This window comes from Vibrio sp. SCSIO 43155 (genome assembly GCF_023716605.1).
Taxonomy (GTDB): domain Bacteria; phylum Pseudomonadota; class Gammaproteobacteria; order Enterobacterales; family Vibrionaceae; genus Vibrio; species Vibrio harveyi.
The window spans coordinates 1,769,543-1,791,581 of sequence record NZ_CP071852.1 but is presented as its reverse complement, the minus strand read 5'-3'; the positions used below and the strand labels follow the sequence as shown (position 1 = coordinate 1,791,581).

Here is a 22,039-nt window from a genome sequence, read left to right as displayed (position 1 = left end):
TAATCAACTGTTTTTATGAACAAAATTAAAATGAGACATACTATTTTGCTGAATTCACTCATTTTCATTGAATTGCACTGAAAAACAGTAAATAATATTGACCCGTTTACACGGGGCTTTTTTCTTTCGGAGGCACAATGCTTTACCGTCTAGCCAGAACTGGCTTTTTCCAACTTGATGCCGAAAAGGCACATGATCTTGCAATCAAAAACTTCCAACGCTTTAACGGCACTCCTCTCGATCTTTTCTATCGTCAACAATTACCAAATCGTCCAGTAGAATGCATGGGGCTTACATTCCGTAACCCAGTGGGTCTTGCTGCTGGTTTGGACAAAAACGGCGAATGTATCGAAGCGTTTGACGCTATGGGCTTTGGTTTTGTCGAAGTTGGTACTGTTACGCCTCGTCCGCAACCAGGTAACGACAAGCCACGTTTGTTCCGCCTAGTTGAAGCGGAAGGTATCATCAATCGTATGGGCTTTAACAACCTAGGTGTGGATCATCTGGTTGAGAATGTGAAAAAGGCAAAATACAACTGCATTCTTGGTATCAACATTGGTAAAAATAAAGATACACCAATTGAGAAAGGGGCAGAGGACTACCTGATTTGTATGGAAAAAGTGTACGAGTATGCCGGTTACATCGCCGTGAACATCTCGTCACCAAATACACCAGGGCTTCGTTCACTTCAGTACGGTGAAGCGCTAGACGAATTGCTATCTGAACTCAAAGAGAAACAAGCAGAACTTGCAGAAAAGCACGGTAAGTACGTACCACTTGCGCTAAAAATTGCACCGGATTTGAGCGATGACGAAATCAGCCAGATCTGTGAGTCGCTAATTAAGAATAACATCGACGGTGTGATTGCAACAAACACAACGCTTGATCGCACAGTCGTTGAAGGCATGAAACATGCGAACGAAGCGGGTGGTCTAAGCGGACGTCCGGTTCAATCACGTTCAACAGAAGTTGTTCGTAAACTTCATGAAGAGCTTGGCGATAAACTTCCGATAATCGGTGTGGGCGGTGTTGACTCATACGTTGCAGCGAAAGAGAAAATGATGGCAGGTGCACAACTTGTTCAAGTTTACACTGGTTTCATCTACCACGGACCAGGTCTCGTACGCGATATTGTTAAAAATCTATAAGAGCAATCGCTAAATCGTTGAGAAATCGACGCTTGTTACTAAAAAAAGAGGAATTCGTTTCCTCTTTTTTTTTGCCCGTTCGTTTGTAAAATTTAAAAATCATGAGTAGGTAATTAAGCGTCTTACCTCTTATTACTGATTAACTAGTCACAAACAAGAGAACGGAATAATGCTTAAACCCAGCGACAAATGGAATTGGTATTTTGACGAGCAGAAAGCTTGCCTAATGCTGGATTTGGGGGAGGAGATGATTTTCCAAACCAATCTATGCCGTAAGCTGTTGGTCAATTGTGCCTTCTCAGACAATGAATTCACTGTTGATGACGCAAGCGCGTTTCAAACGTACAACGAACGAATCCGTTGTCTCGACATCAACGAATACCGTCAAGCCGAACTTACGCTCTATTGCGTAGCTGCAAAACGCTTTCATAAACCTGTTCAACCGAAGAGCTGGTTCTTCGACGCCCAATGCGATGGACATGAGCCAGAAGAAGGGGATATGGTCTTCCTAACAAATCGATATTCAGAAGGCGTATTCATCGTTCTAGAACCAGGTAAAACATCAAGCCTATGTGCTTACGTAGGGCAGGATGAATTTCTACTTGATGGCAACAAAGTACTGCCATTTGGGCAACCAATTAAAGTAATGCACGATCGCATGGTGTGTGCCAATCACTTATTCACGATGGCACCAATGGCGATGGTGGGTTAATTTCCTTTTGATTTTTCTTTATTTTCGTTCCTTTGTTTGCATTAATCGACCTCATTAGGTCGATTTTTTTTGCCTAGAATTTTCTGAATATCTCCTCTTGTGCACGCCAAATACATGCCTAGGTGAGGGCTATTTTGTATCTCAGATATGAAGTAGCTCACTTTTATTCCACTTTTTTCATTTTAGCGTTTCCTTAATTTAGGCAACCAGACGCCTAATATTTCACCTTTTGTTCCCCTATACGCTCATTTTGTAAGTTAATTACACGCAAAATCAACGATTGGTATAGACCAAAAATGATGTAAATAAGTATTCACTCTCGTTATGAAGCTTGTCTTTACTAGAAAGTGATAAAGAGACGTATTCTGTTTGCAGATGTGCTGTGTTTTGATTTTCAACAGATGAGATTGGCGACTGTTTGAGCTAATAAAGTAAAAATACCTTTAAAAACGAGGCATTGATCGTAAAGTCAGGTATAATCAAAGCCATTTTTTATCGACGAAAGAACACTATGAATCAATATCTCGCGGTAACTTCAAACGGCATGGAAAACTTGCTTGTTGAAGAACTGACTAAACTAGGCATTGAAAACGCCAAACCAGTACAGGCAGGCGTTAAATTTAAGGCGACGAATGAACAGATTTACCGTTGCTGTTTGTGGAGCCGCTTGGCGTCTCGATTTGTACGTGTTTTATCTGAATTTACCTGTAACGACGACATGGACCTTTACCTGTCGACGTCTTCAATTAACTGGGTAAACCAGTTCCATAGTTCAAAGCGCTTTGTGGTCGACTTCAATGGTACGAACCGTGAAATCCGCAACAGCCAATACGGTGCAATGAAAGTAAAAGACGGCATCGTAGATTGCTTTGAGAAGAAAGGACTTCCTCGTCCAAACATTAACAAAGAACGCCCTGATATCCGCGTTCATGTTCGTCTGCACAAAGACAAAGCCATTCTTGGTGTGGATATGGTGGGTAGTGGTCTTCATCAACGTGGCTACCGTCCAGAATCAGGTCGAGCTCCGCTACGTGAGACGCTTGCAGCAGCAATCGTAATGCGTTGTGGCTGGGATGGTTCACAACCGCTTCTAGACCCAATGTGTGGTTCTGGTACGTTGCTGATTGAAGCAGCGATGATGGCAGCCAATATGGCACCAGGCGTTAAGCGCAAACAGTGGGGCTTTGAAGCGCTAGAAGATTTTGAACCAGAGCTTTGGGCAGAGATTAAATCAGAGGCAAATGTACAAGCTCGACGCGGTGTCAAAAAAGTTGACGCTAAGTTTTTCGGCTTCGATAACGACCCGAAAGTATTGAAGGTTGCACGAGACAACGCTCGTAGAGCTGGTGTTGAAGAGTTGATTGAATTTGCACAAGGCGATGCAGCAACCATTACTCGTCCGGCTGGTTTCGAATCTGGCGTTATCGTTTCTAACCCGCCTTATGGTGAGCGTCTTGGCACTGAACCTGGTCTGATCGCGCTATACACAGCATTTGGTGGTCAGCTAAAAGCAGAGTTTGGCGGTTGTAAAGCGTCTATCTTCTCAAGTTCAGACGAGCTACTAAGCTGTCTTCGTATGCGTGCGGACAAACAGTTCAAATTGAACAATGGTGCGTTACCTTGTCACCAAAAGAACTACAGCATTGCAGAGCGCAGCGTTGATGAAGTGAAAGGCGCGGACACTAATGTTCAAATTGCACCAGACTTCTCAAACCGTTTGAAGAAAAACATTGGCAAGATTGGTAAGTGGGCTCGTAAAGAGAAACTTGACTGTTACCGTATCTACGATGCGGATCTTCCTGAATACAATGTAGCGATCGACGTGTACGGCGATCAAATTGTGATTCAAGAATACGCAGCACCTAAGAATATCCCTGAAGAAAAAGCCAAGCGCCGTCTAACGGACATCATCCGTGCAACGATTCAGGTAACAGGTGTAGAAGCGAATAACGTAGTACTTAAAGTTCGTGAGAAGCAAAAGGGTCGTAGCCAGTACCAAAAATTAGGTCAAGTTTCAGAGACGCTTGAAGTGAACGAGTACGGAGTGAAGCTGATCGTAAACCTTCATGACTACCTAGACACGGGCTTGTTCTTAGATCATAAGATCACTCGTCGTCGTCTTGGCGAAATGGCACAGGGTAAAGATTTCCTTAACTTGTTTGCTTACACTGGCAGTGCAACAGTGCACGCTGCAGTTGGTGGAGCGCGTTCTACAACTACGGTAGATATGTCTAACACGTACCTCAACTGGGCGAAAGACAACATGCAGCTAAACGGTTGTGTTGGTCGCCAGCATCGTTTTGAGCAAGCTGACTGTCTCCAGTGGCTTGAGAACGCCAAAGGTGAATATGATCTTATCTTTATTGACCCACCGACGTTCTCTAACTCTAAACGCATGGAAACGTCGTTCGATGTACAGCGCGATCATATTAAGCTAATGACAAACCTTAAGCGTCTGTTGCGTGCTGGCGGTACGATTGTTTTCTCGAACAACAAACGTCACTTCAAGATGGACGAAGCAGGGCTTGCAGAACTGGGCTTAAAAGCGCAGAACATTTCTTCTCAAACTCTGCCATTGGATTTTTCTCGTAACAAACAGATTCACAACTGCTGGTTGGTTACTCACGCAGAATAGGGACGGAACAGTAAAAGGATGTTGAACGTGCTAACGCTTTACAGCACTGAAGGATGCCATCTCTGCGAGATGGCGTTTGACCTCGTTAGTCAGATTGGTCTCGCCGAACAAACACACATCGTCGACATAGCGTTCGACGATGCTCTCTTTTCTCGTTACGGCGTAACAATTCCCGTATTAAAATATCAAGATTCTGAGTTGAACTGGCCGTTTGACTTAGAAAAACTCAAACATTGGTTGGATAATAATGGCATTACTTACCATTCATAACGCACAACTTGCATTTGGCGACCACCCATTACTAGACAAAGCAGAGTTCGCTCTTCAAGAAAATGAACGCGTTTGTTTAGTTGGTCGCAACGGTGCAGGTAAGTCTACGTTAATGAAAGTGCTTGCTGGCGACATTTTGTTGGACGATGGCAAGATTCAAATCACCCAAGACGTCGTTGTTTCTCGACTTGAACAAGATCCACCACGCAATCAAGAAGGCACAGTTTACGAATACGTATCTGGTGGTTTAGCTGAAATCGGTGAGCAGTTGAAGATCTATCATGATCTTCTCGATCTTGTCGCTCAGGACCCAAGTGAAAAGAACATTAATCGTCTTGCTAAGATTCAAGAACAGTTGGATCACCTTAACGCTTGGCGCTTTGATGATCGTGTTAAGAATGTACTTGGTGCGCTAAAGCTAAGCCCTGAAACCAAACTGACTGATCTATCGGGTGGTTGGCAACGTAAAGCCGCTCTCGCTCATGCACTTGTTTGTGACCCTGATGTATTGCTTCTTGATGAGCCAACTAACCACCTTGATGTAACGACCATCGAATGGTTAGAGAACTTTCTAAAGGACTTCAAAGGCTCGATCATCTTCATTTCCCACGACCGTGCATTCATCAAATCGATGGCGACACGCATTGTTGACCTCGATCGCGGACAACTCGCTTCTTTCCCTGGTGATTATGACCAATACTTAAATGACAAAGAAGAGATGCTTCGTGTCGAAGAAATGCAAAATGCAGAGTTCGACAAAAAGCTAGCTCAGGAAGAGGTGTGGATTCGCCAAGGCATTAAAGCACGTCGTACACGCAACGAAGGTCGTGTTCGTGCCCTTAAGAAGCTTCGTGAAGAACGTCGTGACAGACGTGAGGTTCAAGGTAAAGTTAACCTTAACATCGACGATGCTTCACGCTCAGGTAAGATCGTCTTTGAAGCTGAGAATGTCTCTTTTGCTTTTGAAGGCAAAAAAATCGTTGATAACTTTAGCTTCAACATTATGCGTGGTGATCGAATCGCACTGATTGGTCCTAACGGCTGTGGTAAAAGTACCGTTCTCAAGTTGCTATTAGGGCAATTATCAGCGCAAGGCGGTCGTCTTCATTGTGGAACAAAGCTCGAAGTGGCTTACTTCGATCAGTACCGTGAAATTCTTGATCCTGAAAAGACGGTTATTGATAACTTAGCAGATGGTAAGCAAGAAGTGATGGTTGGAGGGCGTCAGCGTCACGCATTGAGCTACCTACAAGATTTCTTGTTTGCACCAAAACGTGCTCGCACGCCAGTAAAAGCCTTGTCTGGAGGCGAAAAAAACCGTTTGTTGCTGGCTCGTATCTTGTTGAAACCTAACAACTTGCTTATTCTTGACGAACCTACCAACGATTTGGACATCGAAACGTTGGAACTTTTAGAAGAAATGCTTGCCAATTATCAGGGTACGTTACTGTTAGTGAGCCACGACCGTGAGTTCGTAGACAATACGGTGACGACCAGTTGGATTTTTGAAGGTAACGGCATAATCGAAGAGTTTGTTGGTGGTTACCACGACGCAAAACAGCAGCGTGATCAAGTTCTTGCTTCGCGCAGTCAGGTTGAAAAAGCAGCGAAGAAAGAGAAAGTGGTTGAGGAAACTCCCAAAACTACGCAACCTAAGAACAATTCGAAGAAGTTATCGTATAAGCTGCAAAGAGAATTAGAGGCTCTTCCAGCTAAACTAGAACAATTAGAGGCGGATATTGAGACTCTACAAGAACAAGTGAACGACCCAGAGTTCTTCACTAAATCTGTAGAACAGACTCAACCGGTATTGGAACAGCTCGCTGCGGTAGAGCAGGAGTTGGAAATCGCGTTCGAGAGATGGGAAGAACTCGAAGCAATGCAACAGGATAGTTAAGAATTCGATGAATTGTAGTAACAAATTCAAATTAACCGCCATCGCTATGATGGTCGGTACGGCAATGAATGCCAATGCAGCACTGTATCAAGTAGTTGAAGTTTCCCCTGAAAACGTCACTACGGAAACAGTGTACGGTGTCGCAATTCAACAAGGTGACGTGGATAACGATCCTGATACAGGAAAGCCTTTCGCGCTGGGTTGTTTTGATAAAGGTGCTGATTGTGATTCAAAGCACTTTAAACTTGCGCTTGAAACGCGTGTAACCCCAATCTCAACTGGGCAAGAAGTCGACGGCGTTAGCTACCGCGAAGAAGTGCCATTTGCGATGGATTTGGGTTTCTTTTACGTACAAGAGTTCGATGACTTTGAAAGATACTGTAAGAATGAACGTCGTTACTCAACATGTGAATCGTGGGCATCAGTCCATTGGAGTCCTTGGAGTAAAGAGGCTTTTAGTAAAGACTTTACTTCAAATGCACTAGCTTACGTTGAGGGTGAGACGCCTAATACTATTGATTCTGCAGCGTATACCAATAAGTACAACAATGTCATCAACAGTCTGACTGCTGAAGGGAAGCCTGTAGGCAATCAAAGTGTTATCAGTACAACCGATCCAACTGTTTTAGAAACAAGAAATACGGTTGTTGCACCAGGAACTAGTCCTAACTTTGACACAAGCGACGCAGTTCCAAAGCTTCTAGAAAGCAGGGCTTGGAAAACAAATGGAACATTTACTGTAGGTAGCGTTTCGAGATTTGCCAACAATGATAATGGCGACCACTCGACATCTAAAGCAGCCATTTGGGATGCTACAGGTTCAGCGGTCGAATTAGGTTGGCCAAGTGGACAAGCTCAAGAAGATGAACGCCTGGCGCAAGGTAGCATGCGAGATTTTGTTGTAAAAGATTCAACTGTTTATGGTGTTGGGTACAACACCTATGACAGTGACAACAACTACATGAACGCAACAGTCTTCGTAGGAACGTTGGCAAAAGAAGGCTCAGTCGTTGATTCTACATGGGTAAATAAAGAAGTTGATGGTGCCCAACAAAGAATCAGTGGTGATACGGTTCATACCAACTCACGTCTAACTGACGTAAATGCAAATTTTGTTGCGATTGGTGAAGCCAAACGTTCGGGGGCTTACTTAATGCCAACAGGGTCAGCACCAAATCGTCTCTTTGTTGTTGACGATGTGACTAAGAGCTCAGTAAGTGCCTTCTACCCAACTTCTGGTATATTCTTTAGCGGTGCTGGCGGTCAAATGGGTGGCATCAACTCATACAATGAGATTGTTGGTCAATTAGACGCTGAGAAGACTCGTGAAGAAGAGGGTAAACCTCGTCGTAAGCGTGGATTTATCTATCCATATGCTCAAGGTGGAACAGTTAGTGAGCGTGCTAAAGAAATCTTCGATGGCAAAGCGTGGTTCCTCGACGATCTTACCAACGGTGCAAACGATCAGAGCGCAAGCGCCAGAGATATTTCTGACAGCAACAACGAGTTCCGTATCATTAGCGCTTCAGATATCAACGATGCCGGTGTGATCTCCGCGACAGCAATGAAGTGTGCAGGCGGTTATGACACAACAGCTCACAACTCTTTCTGTAGTAACGGTGAAGAGAAAATCGTTGCTGTTAAGCTTAAGCCGATTCCAGGTGCAACTAAAGCTAATATTCAACCACGAAGTGTTGAAGAGGAAGCTGCGGAACGCCAAGGTGCTGGTCTAGGTTGGCTGGCTTTGACCATGCTGGGTCTATTCGGGTTCCGTAGAAAATAGTCAGTAATTTTTAAATCAAGCAGAGGCTCACAGAAATGAGCCTCTGCTTTTTTTATGCCTTGAGAAAATGCGCAATTTGATCGATTCTTGTAGATGGAGTCATAAAAACTCCATCAAAGTTTCACAATAACAGTAGTACGTTTGTAAATGGACCTGTATGAGGAATTAACTATGAAGAGACAAAAGCGTGATCGCCTAGAACGAGCTCAATCTCAAGGCTATAAAGCTGGGTTGAATGGAAGGTCTCAAGAGGCTTGCCCATATCAACAAATTGATGCTCGGTCGTATTGGTTAGGTGGTTGGCGTGATGCCAGAGATGAAAGACAATCTGGTCTCTACAAATAAACTCTCCACATACAAACAGAAGGATTTGAAAGGGCTCGTTAAGAGCCTTTTCTGCGTTTAAAGCGGATGTTTTTAAATGTAGCAATTTACGCGTGTGTCTAAACTAAATGCCATAAGATAAAGAAAAGGCTCCTTTGATAGGAGCCTTGATAAATACTTCAGAGTAGGAGATTAGAAGCTTGAAGTGTCTTGGAACAAACCCACTTTCAGATCTTTTGCTACGTAGATTTCTTTACCATCTACACATACACGACCATCAGCTAGACCCATTACTAATTTTCGGTTAACAACGCGCTTCATGTGGATCTCGTACGTTACTTTTTTCGCTGTTGGTAGGATTTGACCCGTAAACTTCACTTCGCCAACACCCAGAGCTCGACCTTTGCCTTTACCGCCAACCCAGCCTAGGAAGAAACCAACAAGCTGCCACATAGCATCAAGACCAAGACAACCAGGCATTACTGGGTCACCAGGGAAGTGACAGTCAAAGAACCAAAGATCTGGAGTAATGTCCAATTCTGCGAGGATCAAACCTTTACCAAAATCGCCTTCGGCCTCAGACATTTTAGTAACACGATCCATCATTAGCATGTTTGGCGCAGGAAGCTGAGGGTAACCTGGTCCAAATAGCTCACCTTGGCTAGAAGCGAGAAGATCGTCACGGTTGTAAGAATCACGTTTGTTTTGCATTATCAATTACTCCAATTTTTGATAGCTGCATCTTAGTGAACACGTGTACGCTAAACAACTCCGATCAGTACTAGACAAACCAGTTTTTGATGCGCTCCACAATTCCTTCTGGATGCTCATGTCTTTCAAAGTTTTCAATACGTTCGGCAATTTTACCAATGATGCTGTCGTCTTCACCGCGAAATGGTTTAGACATCAGAATGGGAATCGCTTCATCAACAGTAGAAACTGACCAAATATGGAACTCACCATTCTTAATGCTTTCTATGACATCTTTATGTAACGCGAGATGTTTTAGGTTAGATTTAGGCATAATCACACCTTGCTCTCCCGTAAAGCCTTGGTGTTTACATACTTGGTAGAAGCCCTCAATCTTTTCATTCAAGCCTCCAACGGCTTGCACGCGACCAAATTGATCCACTGCACCAGTAACCGCGATCTGTTGATTCACTGGAGATTCTGACAAGGCACTCACCAAACAACATAGCTCTGCTAAGGAGGCACTGTCTCCGTCGACTTCGCTGTATGATTGCTCGAATACAATCGAAGCGGAGTATGGTAGTGGTTCATCAAGATTCAGTGCTGAACTCACAAACGCTTGCATGATCATCATGCCCTTAGCATGTAGGTTGCCGCCAAGTTCTGCTTTGCGTTCGACGTCTGAAATATCACCATCACCAAAGTGAATAACACAAGAAATACGCGCAGGTTCCCCATAGGAGACAGGGTGTCCGGCCATATCAATCACTGTAAGACCATTAATTTGCCCAACCTGTTCGCCGGTCGTCTCAATGATCACTTGTCCATCAAGAATATCGTCCACAGCACGTTGTGGTAGGTAAGATTCACGGTAATATTTATCATCAATAGCACGATCAATATCGTCAAACTCGATACTCGATGAGTTTGAATACTGGGCAGCAAGACCTAACAGCTGGTTGTGCCACAGTACACCGAGAGGCAGATAGTGTTGATCTTCTGTATAGCGCATGCCGGCAAGAATTAATCTTCGGAAGGCTTCGTTACTCAATGCAGGGTGTTGGTATTCATGGCAAATCCAATTGACCAAACCAACGTATTTACTTAGGTTTTCTTGAGATAAGTGGATATCTTCTTCAACCTCAGTATACATCGTCAGACCTGCAGAAAAGTCTTCATCGACATATTCGATTTCCGCTAACTGGTTTCGATCGCCTGTAATGATCAGCTTTACATCGTAGTCTTGTGGTGCAAAAGGCGATGACGCAATTCGATTTGGTGTAAGGTTAATCGGAGCAAAGCTTCCACCTTGAACTGCTGCTTTAATGTTTGGCCAGCGCGCAGCGTTTGCAAGCACTAAGTTGGCAGGAACAACAAGATAACCGCCATCTGCTTTAGACAGTAAGCCAGACTCAAATGTCGTTTGACCATCTTGATTCACGCTGTAGCGATCAAATAACTCTTTGGCATCGAGTGACTCAACTGTCACAACAGGCGCTGACGACTTATTCTTCAATACTTCGCTGACGAAACCACGATAAAGCGCATTATCAGTGCAATTCACTAATAAAATACGGGTTAATCCTCGAACACGAGTAAATCGGTCAATGGTCGCCTCAAGCCTAGGCTGAAGGTCAATAAAGGGCTTAATCGGTAGAGAAGTGGCTTTACTTAAAATCTCTTCGTACTGCTCGAAAGAAGGGGTGACATCTTGCCAGTTAACTTGGTTCATTCAAATTCATCATAATTTAGTCTTGCAAGCATTATAGCGAAACGACGATCAACTCCCTAGCGACAATTTGACCAATCCAAAAATTCTGCAAATTCAGTTGATTAAACCTTCGACAAATGAGTGATCAACATCGATACTTTTATGAGTTTTAATTGCCGAATCTGCACACTTGGGTTACGCTGTCACCATAAGTGTATTGAGGGTCAGAAGGATGAAATATCAACAGCTTGAAAATTTAGAATGTGGTTGGAAATGGAAGTATCTCATCAAAAAGTGGAAGGATGGTGAAGCCGTTACCCGATACATCGATACGAGCGAAGCCGATGCCGCAATTGCCGAACTTCGTAAACTTGAGCATGAGCCAACCCAAGTTCTTGCTTGGATTGAAAACCACATGTCTGAAGAGCTTGATAATAAGCTGAAGCAAGCGATCCGTGCTAAGCGTAAACGTCACTTCAATGCAGAACAAGTCCACACGAAGAAAAAGTCCATCGATCTAGATTATCGAGTGTGGGAAAAACTCTCCAATCGAGCGAACGAGCTAGGCTGTACGTTATCCGATGCTATTGAGTATTTGTTATCAGAGGCATCTCGAAGTGAAAAAGCCAGTATGAAGGTATCGTCGCTGAAAGAAGACTTGAGTAAATTGCTTTCTAGCTAAGGAGTATCAAATGCTTTACGTAATATTGATTGCTGCTGTTGTCATTTTTTGGCTTATCGCCGTAGATAGACCTGTCCTAAAAGTTAAGTTTGAACAAGGGCAAATATCGAAGGTGAAAGGTCACATACCGCCTTCTTTTAAACACAACCTGCAAGACATCGCTGAGCATTCTCCGTTTGATGGCGAAATGAAAGTCTATAACCAACGTACAGGTATGCGCTTAACCTTTTCCAAAGACGTGCCGAAAAAAGTTCAACAACGCATTAGAAACGTTTTTCCTCACCAAGGCTTTAAGTCGACCAAAGGTAAAAAGCGAGCTTAAGAAAACTATCAATTACTTATTCGTGTTAAACGGGACGCATTTAATGTGTCCCATTTTTATATCAGCAAAGTCAGTGAGTTAGAGTTTCACTTTTACGAATCGAAAGGGAACATCATGCGATACACTGTCACGTTTTTGTGCTTTTTATTTGGAATTTCTATTGCTATAGCTGACGACTCAGAAATCAATCCTGTAGCGAAAAAAATCAAAGCGGAGCTGCAGAAGAAAACTGATAGAGCATTTGATGGTTACCACGGATATTGTGACTTGATGATTGAAATGGAACACAAAGGCAAGAGTGCAACGATTAAGAGAGTTAAAGGAAGTGGTGATAAACGCGTATGCCAGTTCACCAAATCAAATGTGAAAATTGGCAAACGTTATCGTTATAAATTTTCTGAAAAGTACATACGACTACACATAACAACGGGCAATTAGCATTCACTAATAATATTTCGATAATTTGTATGTATTTATAAGTGGAATTAATATCACATTTCATTTACTGCATGTGTCTTTATAGATAAACTTGCCGACAGGAAAATAAAAACAACGTTAGGAATATCAGTTTGTTGCTCACGCAAAAAAATTACACACCAGAAGCAATGGACATCGCAGTCAAAGTATCGAAAGAAGTCGAACTTAGACATGCCAAGTGGCTAGCTAGTATGAACCACCAAGTGGATCAGTCACAAGTGGATAAGCTCCTCAGTTTACAGGGGCGTTATTGTGACGATGTGATCTTTAGTGAAGAAGACAGAATCACGCGCAACCAAAGAATACTTCTCATGTGCGAACAAGAGCGAGTAAAAGAAAAACGCCAAATCGTGGAAGACAAGCAGAAAACACTGCAAAAAGTCATCAGCGATGTATCGAAAGTCGCCGATCGAATGTTAATGAAGAAGCTTGAAACGCTTCCAATTGATAAATTATCGAGCAATATACCCGCATTTGAGTTATTCGCATCGTTTGCCTATTCTCCATCTCTAAGCTTTTCAAAACTGACAGACTTGGCTAACAATAGCCATCAGCTAAGCTCAACGATTATAGATCTGATTGAGAACTCAAGACTGCGTGAGCGAGGGAGTGCGGCTAAAACTAGTTCAGATGCAAGAGTCGCGATTGGGCGCCTTGGAGTTGAAAATTGCCGCAAGCTATTCCCGGTTTTAATGGCGCGCCCAATGATGAGATGGTCAGATAGTAATACTAAAATCCTGACTCCCAAGTTTTGGCAACAATTGGTTTTGACTGCCAACGTCACCAAAATGCGATTGGAATCGGCAGATGTTCAAGATTCCGATTGTGGTGTTTTGATCGGAACGCTTCGTAGCTTAGGTAGCATCGTATTGATTAATCACTTCACTGATACGTTTGAAGACGCACTCATTGAAGTCATGCTGAACTATAGAAAAACGAACAGGAAAGATGAGTATTATGCCTGTGCCGATGTCCGACCAAATCCCGCTTTCTTGCCTAAAGTCATTGTCGATATGGAAGCTCTGGTGACTAAAAGACTTTTAGAAAACTTTCACTGGTCGAAGAATGTAGAACATATAAAAGTTGCTGTTCTTGAAGACATCGAAAGCAAACCCATCTTAGAGCGCAGTGTCTATGGAGCAGCTTTAGCGCAGGCTAGGGCGTATGCAATCTATGATAACTTATCGAGAAGTGAAGTGTTTGCAGAAAAGCATAAACCATTTTGGTTTGCTAACGTCCAGATATCAGGGGAAGCATTGTCATCAATTAGAATGAGTGCTCCAGGAAAGATGACTCTTATGATGTAAAAGAGTCACAGTGTCACAAAAAAAACTCAAAGCGACTGTAACAAGTCGCTTTTTTAATGTCATAAGAAAATGAATAAACAAGTGACACCTCAGTATTGTTGAAGAACACAAGGTTACGACGTCACTAATGCTTAACTGTAAGTTCATCAAACGTCCAGTCGCATCCTCGATAAACACTAATAGACAGCATTTGTCAGATCGTCCTTCAAACCAATCGTGGTGAGAGCCACCAATTTGAACGAGCTCGACGTCGGTAGCGAGGTTGGTAAACTTTAGGCTTGCGTTGCGAATGCGGTGTCCATAAACCATCTGCAATCATCCAACTTCGTAAGGTCTCGTTAGATACTGGAAGACTATGTAACTCCGTTAGTTTTTCTCTGGCAAGTGTTGGAGAAAAATCAGAATTCTGCCGCGTCGACTCGTCGGATCCTACGATCGCAAACATCTTGGATTACTTTAAAACGATTGATATCAGAATCATTCATAGTAACTAGCATCTTAAACGCATCCTTAGCTGGTTGTAAGCAAAGCTTAGTGACTACGAACTAAAGAGACATTTTAACTTTGGTAAATAGTGACATTACAACTTTGCGCCTACAAAGCCAGTGCGCATTATGGGCGCTTATGTTTAATGCAGTTGCATATTCAATATTTATAATATGTTCCTCTTTTGAGGGACAATTCAATGAAGTATCACGAAATGACAAAAAACTATATTTTTCGTGAGTTTGAATGTGGTTTAACCATCGAAGAAGCTGCCAAACTTTGTTTAAAAAGTGTGAGAACAATCAAAGAATGGGATAAGGGAAAATCCATTCCTCCAGAGTGTAAACGGTTAATGAGGATGAATAAGGGCAGGGAACTGAGCATCTGCGAAGAGTGGGAAAACTTCATCATGAGACATGATCGATTAGAGCTTCCAACTGGGCAACTGGTTACTGCTCAGCAAGTTTTGATTGGAGTAGCGTTGTTAGAACTCGGTGCGTCAAATGATATCAAGGTAGCACACCAAATCTTGAAGTATGCGCGAGTGTTAAAAAAAATAGTGTAATAAAAAGGCTCCGAAAGGAGCCTCTTAAATGCTAATTCTAAGCTGCTGTTCTTTGCTGCTTCACTGCTTCAAAGACAGGCTCTAAGATTTCTCTGGCTATGAATTCTATTACAGGAACACAAACTGCGTCTCCCATAGCAAAATAACCTTTGTTGGCATTATCTGGAAGTATAAAGGTGTCTCTTAACCCTTGAAGTCTTGCATACTCCCTTGGTGTTAATAACCTTACTCTCCATTCCCCGTTACCGGCTTCAATTACAATTTGCTTACTTGAACCACCTCTTGGAGTTCTAAGGCATCCTGCAAAACCATCTGTGCGTAATTCCGCCATAGACTTACCTTTTCGCATCCGGCGATAGACTGTGCCATAGCTTAAACGTTCGGAATTAACCATCCTTTCTAATTCAGCTAAATGCAAGCTACTCATCTGACTATAAAGATGATTTTTTCGAGCGTCGCTCCACCACAAATAAGAATTACTTGGTATTTTTTCAACAACATCAAGAAGACGCTCACTAGTTGGGACCGGTTCGCGTAATGGAAACAAAGCCCAATTCAGAGATGAGCTAGATTTGATGATATTTTTTAACTTGCTGGACTTGAGCATAGGAGTTTTGTCGAAGCAAGACCACCAAAAATCGTCTGTCACATTATCTTTCAAATGCATCACTTGTGATGCAATTTCCTTACAAACAGCTACAACGAATACTCTAGGGCGACTTTGAGGAGTAAAGTTAATAGCATCGAGCTCAACAATATCGACATAATAGCCCAGGTCAGAAAGAGAGCCCACTGTATCTATTACATCTTGACCTTGATGAGATGTAAGAAAACCTTTTACGTTCTCTAGTAACACGACTTTTGGAAGATTGCCCTCGTGTTGTTTGTATTTAAGAATCTCAAACAACGCACCTAACGTACCAGACTCTTCACCTGCTAAACCGGCTCGATTACCAGCGACAGACAAGTCTGTACAAGGAAATGAAGCGGTGTACAAAAACGAGCTCTTTGGTAATTGAGATTCGGTAGATAATACATCCCATATATCACCAAGCCAGAAATGATCACTACCGTAGTTATCTACATAGACCTGTTTCTTATCCGGGGATATGTCGTTTGCCCATTGACAATCCCAACCATAAGACTCTAGCCCTTCACGGAAAAGTCCAACACCGGCAAAAAACTCACAAAATGTCTTCATCTATTCAACCTAGGTATAACCTCATCATTTCGGTATGTAAGTGTACCGTTTGTTATCTCTAATACCAATATGCCATTATTTTCAACATAACCAAAAGGGATGTTTTTACGAAAGCGCTGACGCCTCTGCGCCGCTGGAACGCTTGAGTTATAATTCGCAGCGTATTGAGGTCTCCAAATATCAAAGAATTTAGAACGTAAATCTTCGCCCGTCATAACTCTTACGACAACATTTTCATATGTAGGAGAATAGCTGCAAAATAGATGATTTACCTCACAATCTTCATCCAGCTTTTGTGCACCCGTGTTCAAATGATATTGATATTCATATGAGCCACCTTGCTTTACAGATTTAACTTCCCACCCTTGTAAATCCGCACCAGTAACACCAATAGAGTTTCGACCAGTTAATACAGAACCAAATAATTCCCACATCACTGAAGGTACTGAACCTGCTATTTTTAAACCATGTGATCGCAATAACTCAATTTTATTTCTGTCATATATGTGCTCTAAATAAAGAGCAACTGCTCGGTCAATGTTGTTCATTTAATCTAGTCCTTCAAGTAGGACGCTAGCGGAGATTTCCAAAGCAGCAGCTATTTTTAAAATATTTAAGTAACTGACATTCCGTTGCCCACGCTCTAAAGAGCCGATGTAAGTTCTATGCAAACCACTAGACTCTGCAAGTCTTTCCTGACTTATGCCTAGACCAATCCTGAAGCTTTTTACGCGCATACCAAAATTTTTGAGCAGCTCTTCTTCGTCTTTCATATAGCCCCCCGTTGTTTGAAAGACGATCTTGATGTCGTGAACACTATGAGTCTACAGACTATAAGTAGCATGGATTTATAATTGGTTGATAAGTGGAATATTAAGCTTTGTTGAAGAATGGTGGAATTTACCCCCGTAATACAGATTCGGGGGTTTGACCTCCCGCGCACGTAGCGCAATCGTCCTAGCCCGTCCTCACTTGCTACGCGCTCTGGTCGGTAGGTCTCATCTGATACAGGAAAAGCCTTGCTCGACACTCGCAAAGCTTTGATGTTGATGGTTCGGTTTGTTCCAGTAGGTTCGAACGCCTTTGATGTGGTGAGTCTCTGCAAGGCAGATTCCGGCAGGGCGAGGGGTGGTATTACCTATTTAGGCTTGGGCAGATAGGGACACTCGCCAGTCTAAGCAAGTGCCCAAGATCGACAGTAGTGGGTGGCTCGGTGCTTCGTCGTCGCTTCGCAACTCCTTATATCTCGGTGACTCCCTTCGGTCGGGGCGATGCCCAATCCGCTCTAACCATATACGGCTTTGCTCATCGCTATCTCAAACCGTAAAACAAATAGCCTACGTTCTTGAAGCTGCTCAAATGTCGGTGGTCCAACTAAAACGAACGCGCCAAGCGGGGAGTTATAGACCGCACGATTAAACCGTTCCGGTGTCATCTTCATTGTCCGCTTTCCTTATTCAGATAGTCAGACAGCATTCGAACACCACTACGAAAGAGATCGTAAACGATGATGACTATGATCGCGTTAAGCATGGAGAGATGGTCAAACAGTTCGATGATTTCGAGCAGTTGCCCATGGGTTACGTATTCGTTCATTAGCTTTCATCGCCTCCAAACAGCCCACCAACAGGCTTGAGCTCAATGTCTGATTTCTGGTTTTGCGCAATCTGCTCATAGGGTGAACACGTCACAAAAAAGTTAGATTCGCCGTCCGATAGCTTCACCAAGCAATCGTCGAGGTATTCCATCTGAATGCCGACTTTCTTTAGGAACACATCATCAAGATAAGACACACCTCTAGGCGTGGTGATTTCGAAATGAACATTCACGTAAACGACCTTTTTCTTGTACCAGCGCTCAACCGCTGAGACATAGATACTTTCAGAATTCGATAGTGGGAACCAAGCTGGAACCGAGCCTACATCATAATAAGACCGACCATCGCAACCAGCGCCCGAACAATCAGAACCACCAGAACCCACGACAGAATGAACCGCATGGTTTTGATTAGGGCGCGTTTGACGGTTTGAAGATGAAACAGCACCTTGCTGCGAAGTTTGATGAGCTGGCGTTCCTTGCGAAGATGTCTCCTCAGAACCAGAAAAAATACCAATAAGCGCATACGTTAAATATCCCATAGAAAGAATGAAGATAGCCACAGCGGCTAAGAACTTAGGATTAAGAAAGATGTTCTTACCAAGCCCCGATTTAGTGATTTGCCCAGTCACCGTAGAGGCATAGAGCAAATGCACATCGAGAGGGACTTTCAGGTTGTAAACCACATCATCTTTACTTGGTACTGTGACGGTGCGAAGCGGGTCATGCTCCAATATTCTTGGCTTACGATTAGAAAAGAAGATCCCGTCTTTCCCTTTGTGTTGCTTTGCCAGCTCGGCGACGCCTTTTAACTCTTTAGGGATTTGAGCGAAGTCGGGCGTCAGTAACACAATGTCCCAGTTGTAGTGGCGATGCTCCATAAACGCGTTGTTGAAGTTCTCGGGATAGATGATGCGTCCTTGCTCATCAAAGCGGGTACGTTGACAGTCATCGACTTCACCACGGTCTAAACTGGATGTATCTACAGTAAGCCAGCGAGAATGGAAAATTTCTGAAAACCCTTGCGGTAAGTGAGGCTCAAAGTCCGTGAAAGGGCGCTTGTGTATGTTCGCCATCTTGAAGCCAGCATTAGTGGAATAGATTTGCTGACACTCATCGATGAGGATAAAAGAGCCAATAGGCGCCCAGCAGAAAAAGTACTTCCAAAGCTCGAAGCCGTCAGGGTTTCGAGAGCTAATGCGGATAAGGCGAGCACTGTCAGGAAACTTCTCACCGAGTCTTTTCTCGATCACTTCTAAGGGCTGCATACCATGGATGTTGGTAATACAGACTCGACCTTCACGAAGTGCCGGAAGTAGGTCAAACCATACTGCGCATGCTGATTTGTAAGAGCCGCCATGACCGTATCGAAATGAAGTTGCCATGTTATCACCAGTTAAAGAAGCGCATGACAAGCGAAGCGGCGAACGAGTCAAAGATAACCCGCAAGCCAGACGTCACCCCGTACTGAGTCAGGATGTAACGCACGTCAGAGGGAAGGGAATTAAAGTTACTCTCAATCAAGGTATAGACGCCATAGTCTGCCAATAACGTCTGCGCGATCCTCAATGAAATCTGAATCGATGCGATTTTGATATCAAGCCAAACGGAGATGCACCACAGCGCACCATACTCGACACAATTAATGATAAGGTCAGGGATGTTTTGAATGAAGTCGAGCAGCGTTTGACCAACATTGGCAATGAACTCTAAAGCTGCGTAGATGTAATCCATGTTATTTACTCCTAGGACCAAACAAGATCCAAAGTGCTATCAAAGCGCAGATAAACAGCACCACTGGGCGAACATAGCCAGAGACCGAATCGAAACGTTGTAAACCCGATTCAACCGTAGTGCCTTTAACGGTGAATGACTTATCACTGAGTGAGCCGTTATTAAAATTGGTGCTGATAGAGACCAGACCTTTCACTTGGTCGACGTAATCTTGAATCGATTGACGCTTGTCGTGAATGGTTTCGTTTATCGATACGAAGTCATCTGAAGAGAAGATAACCTCGGCAACGTCCTCACCATTGGGAGAGCCAAAGTTACCGCCCTTAAGCAGTCCTTTGATGTCATCTAAATTGCCGTTCAAGTCGCCAACGGAAGCATCAAGTTCTTTGAGTCCTTTGACGGTTGCGTTGGTGTTCTTATTGACGGCAGTGGTGATGTCACCATTCGCTTGTTGGATGAGCGCTTTGGTGTTGTTGTAAATTTTGTTGTCGTTGATTTGCTGCTTTTGAATGGCTTGCGTGTTGCCGACCACCGAGGCTTTTAGGTCAATGACCGCATTGTTAATCTTGGCGTGGGATTCATTCACATCGACGTTTAAGTCATGAATGCCACTGTTCACGTCAGCATTAAGCCCTTTAATCGCGGAAAGAACTGCCGTGTCTGTTGAACCATCGGTGTCCGGGTCTTCTACATCTGGCTTGTCATTCACATCAGGAGGCGTCACCGTATTGGTGGAGTCATCGGGTAAGACGCTTGGGTCTTCGATGTCACCCGTAGGGTCATCAGGTTTATGTTCAGGGTCGTCAGGGTTATCAGGATCAAATGGCTCATCTGGACCATTCTTTCCCCAAAATAGTGTGCCGCCATCGCATTGTTTTCCAGTAAAGACAAACTGTGACGTGCAAGTCGTGTTTTGCGTAAACTCACCAGAATCCGCATCAGTACATACCGTCACTGAAACCGGAGGACGACGCAACTCACATCGAGTAGCACCGAAATCACCATAACAAGCGCCAGTCACTTCAGGCCCATAAACATACGCTGACCAATGAAGCAGCTTTTGTTCATCAACAGACTGCTTGAACTGACAAGCATCCATACAAGAGCCGTCAGGGTTTTCACCAAACTCACATTGAGATTCACACAATCGGGTAGTCGGATTGTATTCCTGATTTTCAGGGCAGGTATCTTGAAACTCCCAGTTAAACCAAATCCGATGTTGAACCGAGTTACGAGTATAAATAACCGAAGCAGAAGGACCGATTTGGATAGAAATACAGTTGATGCCGTTAGGCAAAATCTTCCTAAGAGGAATGGTTTTATTACCCGAGGAATAACCGATATAAGAGCCCACACCGATGTTCGCACATTGGCGAGCAAGCGGCTCTTCAGCGCTGTTAACGAAGCTGGTTACCTTGGCATAAAAGACTTGGTTAGCATTTGCGTAAAAGGACAGCAAAAGTAACGGCAGGATGTGAAGTAGTTTTTTCATAGAACAACCAAGAAAAAAGGGAGCCGAAGCCCCCTGATTCACTGATTAGTGAGTATTGATGCCACTCACAAAGCCATGGAGAAATGCCCCCGCAAAAGCAACACCTAGAACGATAGCGAGAACATCCCCAAGTAAATTACCAGATATCGGAGGCATAGAGACGAACCGTTACTTACGAAGGAAGCCAACAATCATCGTTACACCAAAGCCCAGTGCCGCCATACCGATAAGACCTGCAACCGTCAACGATACGTTAGCTTGACCACTGGTTGTAGCCGCTGTGATGGCATCGGTGATGCCGTCAGCAAATGCAGGCGAAACCGACGCGACCATAAGCGCAGCACCCACCGCGACTTTCTTGTTTACCACGGCGCTTTTTACGTTATTTACAACAAGTTCTAGTTTTTTCATAAGAATTACCTTTTACTCATAAGGCGAACAACACGGCCTGACCAATGCCCAACAATCATGTTGACCAAAAGCACGCCACTTACATATAAGAACAGGTCGCTATTGAAGGCGACAGGCTCTTGATATTGATTGAAGTCAGTGACCGACATCATCACGTAAGAACTACAGTGCTGAGTAGATTCTCCAGTGGCTTGAAGCCAACCACGACGAGTAACATCGACACAAATAGGCATGGATTAACCCTGCGCTTTCATTGAAGTTTCAAAGTGCTTTTTGATTTCTTGGTCGACGGGGATCAACTCCGTCACAATCGCACCGGCCAATGGGTCGTCTGGATTGATTTCCAAACGCAGCTCGTATTCACGGCGAGGAACAAGCGCGCCAGTGCGTTCAAGGAGCAGGGCGTAAGTATGATCAATCATCAAAGGTTGATCCCATTGCGGGTTAACATCACCCGATTCGCCAATGGTGCGACGCTTGAATTTCTCCGAGTTAATTTCACGTAATGGACGTGACACGTTCAGTTGCGCACTGTCACCACGTGCTGAGTTCCAAGTGATGTCCATGCCTAGAACAAAAACAGATTTAGCCATTTG

Annotated in this window: 24 protein-coding genes and 1 pseudogene; 12 read left to right on the top strand and 13 right to left on the bottom strand. The window is 43.7% G+C overall.

The features are described 5' to 3' along the window. Positions 1 to 137: 137 nt before the first annotated feature. From pyrD to rmf, 7 genes are all read left to right on the top strand, one after another. The gene (gene pyrD / locus J4N44_RS08090; RefSeq protein WP_017190185.1) at positions 138 to 1,148 is read left to right on the top strand and encodes a quinone-dependent dihydroorotate dehydrogenase; all 1,011 of its coding nucleotides are present in this window, start codon (positions 138 to 140) and stop codon (positions 1,146 to 1,148) included. Positions 1,149 to 1,317: 169 nt separating this feature from the next. Continuing rightward, on the top strand, positions 1,318 to 1,860 hold the full coding sequence (locus J4N44_RS08085; protein WP_252044168.1) for a cell division protein ZapC: 543 nt from the start codon (positions 1,318 to 1,320) through the stop codon (positions 1,858 to 1,860). Between the two features lie 511 nt (positions 1,861 to 2,371). After that, on the top strand, positions 2,372 to 4,495 hold the full coding sequence (gene rlmKL / locus J4N44_RS08080; RefSeq protein ID WP_050908734.1) for a bifunctional 23S rRNA (guanine(2069)-N(7))-methyltransferase RlmK/23S rRNA (guanine(2445)-N(2))-methyltransferase RlmL: 2,124 nt from the start codon (positions 2,372 to 2,374) through the stop codon (positions 4,493 to 4,495). Positions 4,496 to 4,513: 18 nt separating this feature from the next. Beyond that, entirely contained in the window at positions 4,514 to 4,765 is a 252-nt protein-coding gene (locus J4N44_RS08075; RefSeq protein ID WP_009702647.1) for a glutaredoxin family protein, read from the top strand. Further along, positions 4,743 to 6,662 carry an ABC transporter ATP-binding protein gene (locus J4N44_RS08070; protein WP_252044167.1) on the top strand — a complete coding sequence of 640 codons (1,920 nt, stop codon included), beginning with the start codon at positions 4,743 to 4,745 and terminating at the stop codon, positions 6,660 to 6,662. The genes J4N44_RS08075 and J4N44_RS08070 overlap by 23 nt, the downstream gene beginning before the upstream one ends. Positions 6,663 to 6,669: 7 nt before the next feature. Next, entirely contained in the window at positions 6,670 to 8,445 is a 1,776-nt protein-coding gene (locus tag J4N44_RS08065) for a DUF3466 family protein (RefSeq protein WP_252045073.1), read from the top strand. A 171-nt stretch (positions 8,446 to 8,616) separates the two neighbouring features. Next, positions 8,617 to 8,790, top strand: a complete 174-nt coding sequence (gene rmf, locus J4N44_RS08060) for a ribosome modulation factor (RefSeq protein WP_005446820.1) — start codon at positions 8,617 to 8,619, stop codon at positions 8,788 to 8,790. Positions 8,791 to 8,961: 171 nt separating this feature from the next. Here rmf and fabA read toward each other — a convergent pair whose 3' ends face one another. After that, the gene (gene fabA / locus J4N44_RS08055) at positions 8,962 to 9,480 is read right to left on the bottom strand and encodes a bifunctional 3-hydroxydecanoyl-ACP dehydratase/trans-2-decenoyl-ACP isomerase (protein WP_029854586.1); all 519 of its coding nucleotides are present in this window, start codon (positions 9,478 to 9,480) and stop codon (positions 8,962 to 8,964) included. 70 nt (positions 9,481 to 9,550) lie between these two features. Then, on the bottom strand, positions 9,551 to 11,191 hold the full coding sequence (locus J4N44_RS08050; protein ID WP_252045071.1) for a S16 family serine protease: 1,641 nt from the start codon (positions 11,189 to 11,191) through the stop codon (positions 9,551 to 9,553). A 211-nt stretch (positions 11,192 to 11,402) separates the two neighbouring features. Between J4N44_RS08050 and matP the strand changes: the two genes are divergently transcribed. From matP to J4N44_RS08030, 4 genes are all read left to right on the top strand, one after another. Continuing rightward, positions 11,403 to 11,852 carry a macrodomain Ter protein MatP gene (gene matP, locus J4N44_RS08045; RefSeq protein WP_005429851.1) on the top strand — a complete coding sequence of 150 codons (450 nt, stop codon included), beginning with the start codon at positions 11,403 to 11,405 and terminating at the stop codon, positions 11,850 to 11,852. 10 nt (positions 11,853 to 11,862) lie between these two features. Next, positions 11,863 to 12,174 carry a DUF3634 family protein gene (locus J4N44_RS08040; RefSeq protein WP_005446826.1) on the top strand — a complete coding sequence of 104 codons (312 nt, stop codon included), beginning with the start codon at positions 11,863 to 11,865 and terminating at the stop codon, positions 12,172 to 12,174. Positions 12,175 to 12,288: 114 nt separating this feature from the next. Continuing rightward, entirely contained in the window at positions 12,289 to 12,612 is a 324-nt protein-coding gene (locus tag J4N44_RS08035) for a hypothetical protein (RefSeq protein ID WP_252045070.1), read from the top strand. Positions 12,613 to 12,743: 131 nt separating this feature from the next. Next, positions 12,744 to 13,958: an HDOD domain-containing protein gene (locus tag J4N44_RS08030; protein WP_252045069.1), complete on the top strand. Its 1,215-nt coding sequence runs from the start codon at positions 12,744 to 12,746 to the stop codon at positions 13,956 to 13,958. A 120-nt stretch (positions 13,959 to 14,078) separates the two neighbouring features. On the opposite strand, the pseudogene J4N44_RS08025 reads toward J4N44_RS08030, so the two are convergent. Next, positions 14,079 to 14,370 (bottom strand): annotated as a pseudogene (locus tag J4N44_RS08025) (ISNCY family transposase); the annotation flags it as partial. Positions 14,371 to 14,643: 273 nt separating this feature from the next. Here J4N44_RS08025 and J4N44_RS08020 point away from each other — a divergent pair. Continuing rightward, the gene (locus tag J4N44_RS08020) at positions 14,644 to 15,009 is read left to right on the top strand and encodes a regulator (RefSeq protein ID WP_252045068.1); all 366 of its coding nucleotides are present in this window, start codon (positions 14,644 to 14,646) and stop codon (positions 15,007 to 15,009) included. Positions 15,010 to 15,046: 37 nt separating this feature from the next. Here the strand turns inward: J4N44_RS08020 and J4N44_RS08015 are convergent, their stop codons facing one another. From J4N44_RS08015 to J4N44_RS07970, 10 genes are all read right to left on the bottom strand, one after another. After that, the gene (locus J4N44_RS08015) at positions 15,047 to 16,210 is read right to left on the bottom strand and encodes a DNA cytosine methyltransferase (protein WP_252045067.1); all 1,164 of its coding nucleotides are present in this window, start codon (positions 16,208 to 16,210) and stop codon (positions 15,047 to 15,049) included. Next, positions 16,207 to 16,758 (bottom strand): hypothetical protein, encoded by a 552-nt coding sequence (locus J4N44_RS08010; protein WP_252045066.1) that lies wholly within the window; start codon positions 16,756 to 16,758, stop codon positions 16,207 to 16,209. The genes J4N44_RS08015 and J4N44_RS08010 overlap by 4 nt, the downstream gene beginning before the upstream one ends. Beyond that, positions 16,759 to 16,983 (bottom strand): helix-turn-helix domain-containing protein, encoded by a 225-nt coding sequence (locus J4N44_RS08005; protein ID WP_252045065.1) that lies wholly within the window; start codon positions 16,981 to 16,983, stop codon positions 16,759 to 16,761. It abuts the gene before it with no gap. 664 nt (positions 16,984 to 17,647) lie between these two features. Continuing rightward, positions 17,648 to 17,806: a hypothetical protein gene (locus tag J4N44_RS08000; RefSeq protein ID WP_171904771.1), complete on the bottom strand. Its 159-nt coding sequence runs from the start codon at positions 17,804 to 17,806 to the stop codon at positions 17,648 to 17,650. Next, on the bottom strand, positions 17,806 to 19,191 hold the full coding sequence (locus tag J4N44_RS07995; RefSeq protein WP_252045064.1) for a zonular occludens toxin domain-containing protein: 1,386 nt from the start codon (positions 19,189 to 19,191) through the stop codon (positions 17,806 to 17,808). Before J4N44_RS07995 ends, J4N44_RS08000 begins: the two co-directional genes overlap by 1 nt. A 4-nt stretch (positions 19,192 to 19,195) precedes the next feature. Then, complete coding sequence (locus J4N44_RS07990; protein ID WP_050904235.1) at positions 19,196 to 19,540, bottom strand: DUF2523 family protein; 345 nt, start codon at positions 19,538 to 19,540, stop codon at positions 19,196 to 19,198. Between the two features lies 1 nt (position 19,541). Beyond that, entirely contained in the window at positions 19,542 to 21,032 is a 1,491-nt protein-coding gene (locus J4N44_RS07985) for a hypothetical protein (protein ID WP_252045063.1), read from the bottom strand. Positions 21,033 to 21,200: 168 nt separating this feature from the next. Further along, positions 21,201 to 21,443, bottom strand: coding sequence for a hypothetical protein (locus J4N44_RS07980; RefSeq protein ID WP_005445757.1), 243 nt, complete (start codon positions 21,441 to 21,443; stop codon positions 21,201 to 21,203). Positions 21,444 to 21,448: 5 nt separating this feature from the next. Further along, complete coding sequence (locus J4N44_RS07975; protein WP_045487871.1) at positions 21,449 to 21,676, bottom strand: hypothetical protein; 228 nt, start codon at positions 21,674 to 21,676, stop codon at positions 21,449 to 21,451. 3 nt (positions 21,677 to 21,679) lie between these two features. Next, a complete protein-coding gene (locus J4N44_RS07970; RefSeq protein WP_017190168.1) occupies positions 21,680 to 22,036 on the bottom strand; it encodes a DUF1293 family protein in 357 nt (118 codons plus the stop codon). Between the last annotated feature and the right edge of the window lie 3 nt (positions 22,037 to 22,039).

Coding starts and splice junctions, on each gene's coding strand:
- J4N44_RS08050 (WP_252045071.1), bottom strand. CDS start 11,191: ATGAACCAAGTTAACTGGCAAGATGTCACCCCTTCTTTCGAGCAGTAC.
- J4N44_RS07985 (WP_252045063.1), bottom strand. CDS start 21,032: ATGAAAAAACTACTTCACATCCTGCCGTTACTTTTGCTGTCCTTTTAC.
- J4N44_RS08040 (WP_005446826.1), top strand. CDS start 11,863: ATGCTTTACGTAATATTGATTGCTGCTGTTGTCATTTTTTGGCTTATC.
- J4N44_RS08035 (WP_252045070.1), top strand. CDS start 12,289: ATGCGATACACTGTCACGTTTTTGTGCTTTTTATTTGGAATTTCTATT.
- J4N44_RS08070 (WP_252044167.1), top strand. CDS start 4,743: ATGGCATTACTTACCATTCATAACGCACAACTTGCATTTGGCGACCAC.
- pyrD (WP_017190185.1), top strand. CDS start 138: ATGCTTTACCGTCTAGCCAGAACTGGCTTTTTCCAACTTGATGCCGAA.
- rlmKL (WP_050908734.1), top strand. CDS start 2,372: ATGAATCAATATCTCGCGGTAACTTCAAACGGCATGGAAAACTTGCTT.
- J4N44_RS07980 (WP_005445757.1), bottom strand. CDS start 21,443: ATGAAAAAACTAGAACTTGTTGTAAATAACGTAAAAAGCGCCGTGGTA.
- J4N44_RS08015 (WP_252045067.1), bottom strand. CDS start 16,210: ATGAAGACATTTTGTGAGTTTTTTGCCGGTGTTGGACTTTTCCGTGAA.
- J4N44_RS07975 (WP_045487871.1), bottom strand. CDS start 21,676: ATGCCTATTTGTGTCGATGTTACTCGTCGTGGTTGGCTTCAAGCCACT.
- J4N44_RS07970 (WP_017190168.1), bottom strand. CDS start 22,036: ATGGCTAAATCTGTTTTTGTTCTAGGCATGGACATCACTTGGAACTCA.
- J4N44_RS07995 (WP_252045064.1), bottom strand. CDS start 19,191: ATGGCAACTTCATTTCGATACGGTCATGGCGGCTCTTACAAATCAGCA.
- J4N44_RS08010 (WP_252045066.1), bottom strand. CDS start 16,758: ATGAACAACATTGACCGAGCAGTTGCTCTTTATTTAGAGCACATATAT.
- matP (WP_005429851.1), top strand. CDS start 11,403: ATGAAATATCAACAGCTTGAAAATTTAGAATGTGGTTGGAAATGGAAG.
- rmf (WP_005446820.1), top strand. CDS start 8,617: ATGAAGAGACAAAAGCGTGATCGCCTAGAACGAGCTCAATCTCAAGGC.
- J4N44_RS08075 (WP_009702647.1), top strand. CDS start 4,514: ATGTTGAACGTGCTAACGCTTTACAGCACTGAAGGATGCCATCTCTGC.
- J4N44_RS08005 (WP_252045065.1), bottom strand. CDS start 16,983: ATGAAAGACGAAGAAGAGCTGCTCAAAAATTTTGGTATGCGCGTAAAA.
- J4N44_RS08065 (WP_252045073.1), top strand. CDS start 6,670: ATGAATTGTAGTAACAAATTCAAATTAACCGCCATCGCTATGATGGTC.
- J4N44_RS07990 (WP_050904235.1), bottom strand. CDS start 19,540: ATGGATTACATCTACGCAGCTTTAGAGTTCATTGCCAATGTTGGTCAA.
- J4N44_RS08085 (WP_252044168.1), top strand. CDS start 1,318: ATGCTTAAACCCAGCGACAAATGGAATTGGTATTTTGACGAGCAGAAA.
- J4N44_RS08020 (WP_252045068.1), top strand. CDS start 14,644: ATGAAGTATCACGAAATGACAAAAAACTATATTTTTCGTGAGTTTGAA.
- J4N44_RS08000 (WP_171904771.1), bottom strand. CDS start 17,806: ATGAACGAATACGTAACCCATGGGCAACTGCTCGAAATCATCGAACTG.
- fabA (WP_029854586.1), bottom strand. CDS start 9,480: ATGCAAAACAAACGTGATTCTTACAACCGTGACGATCTTCTCGCTTCT.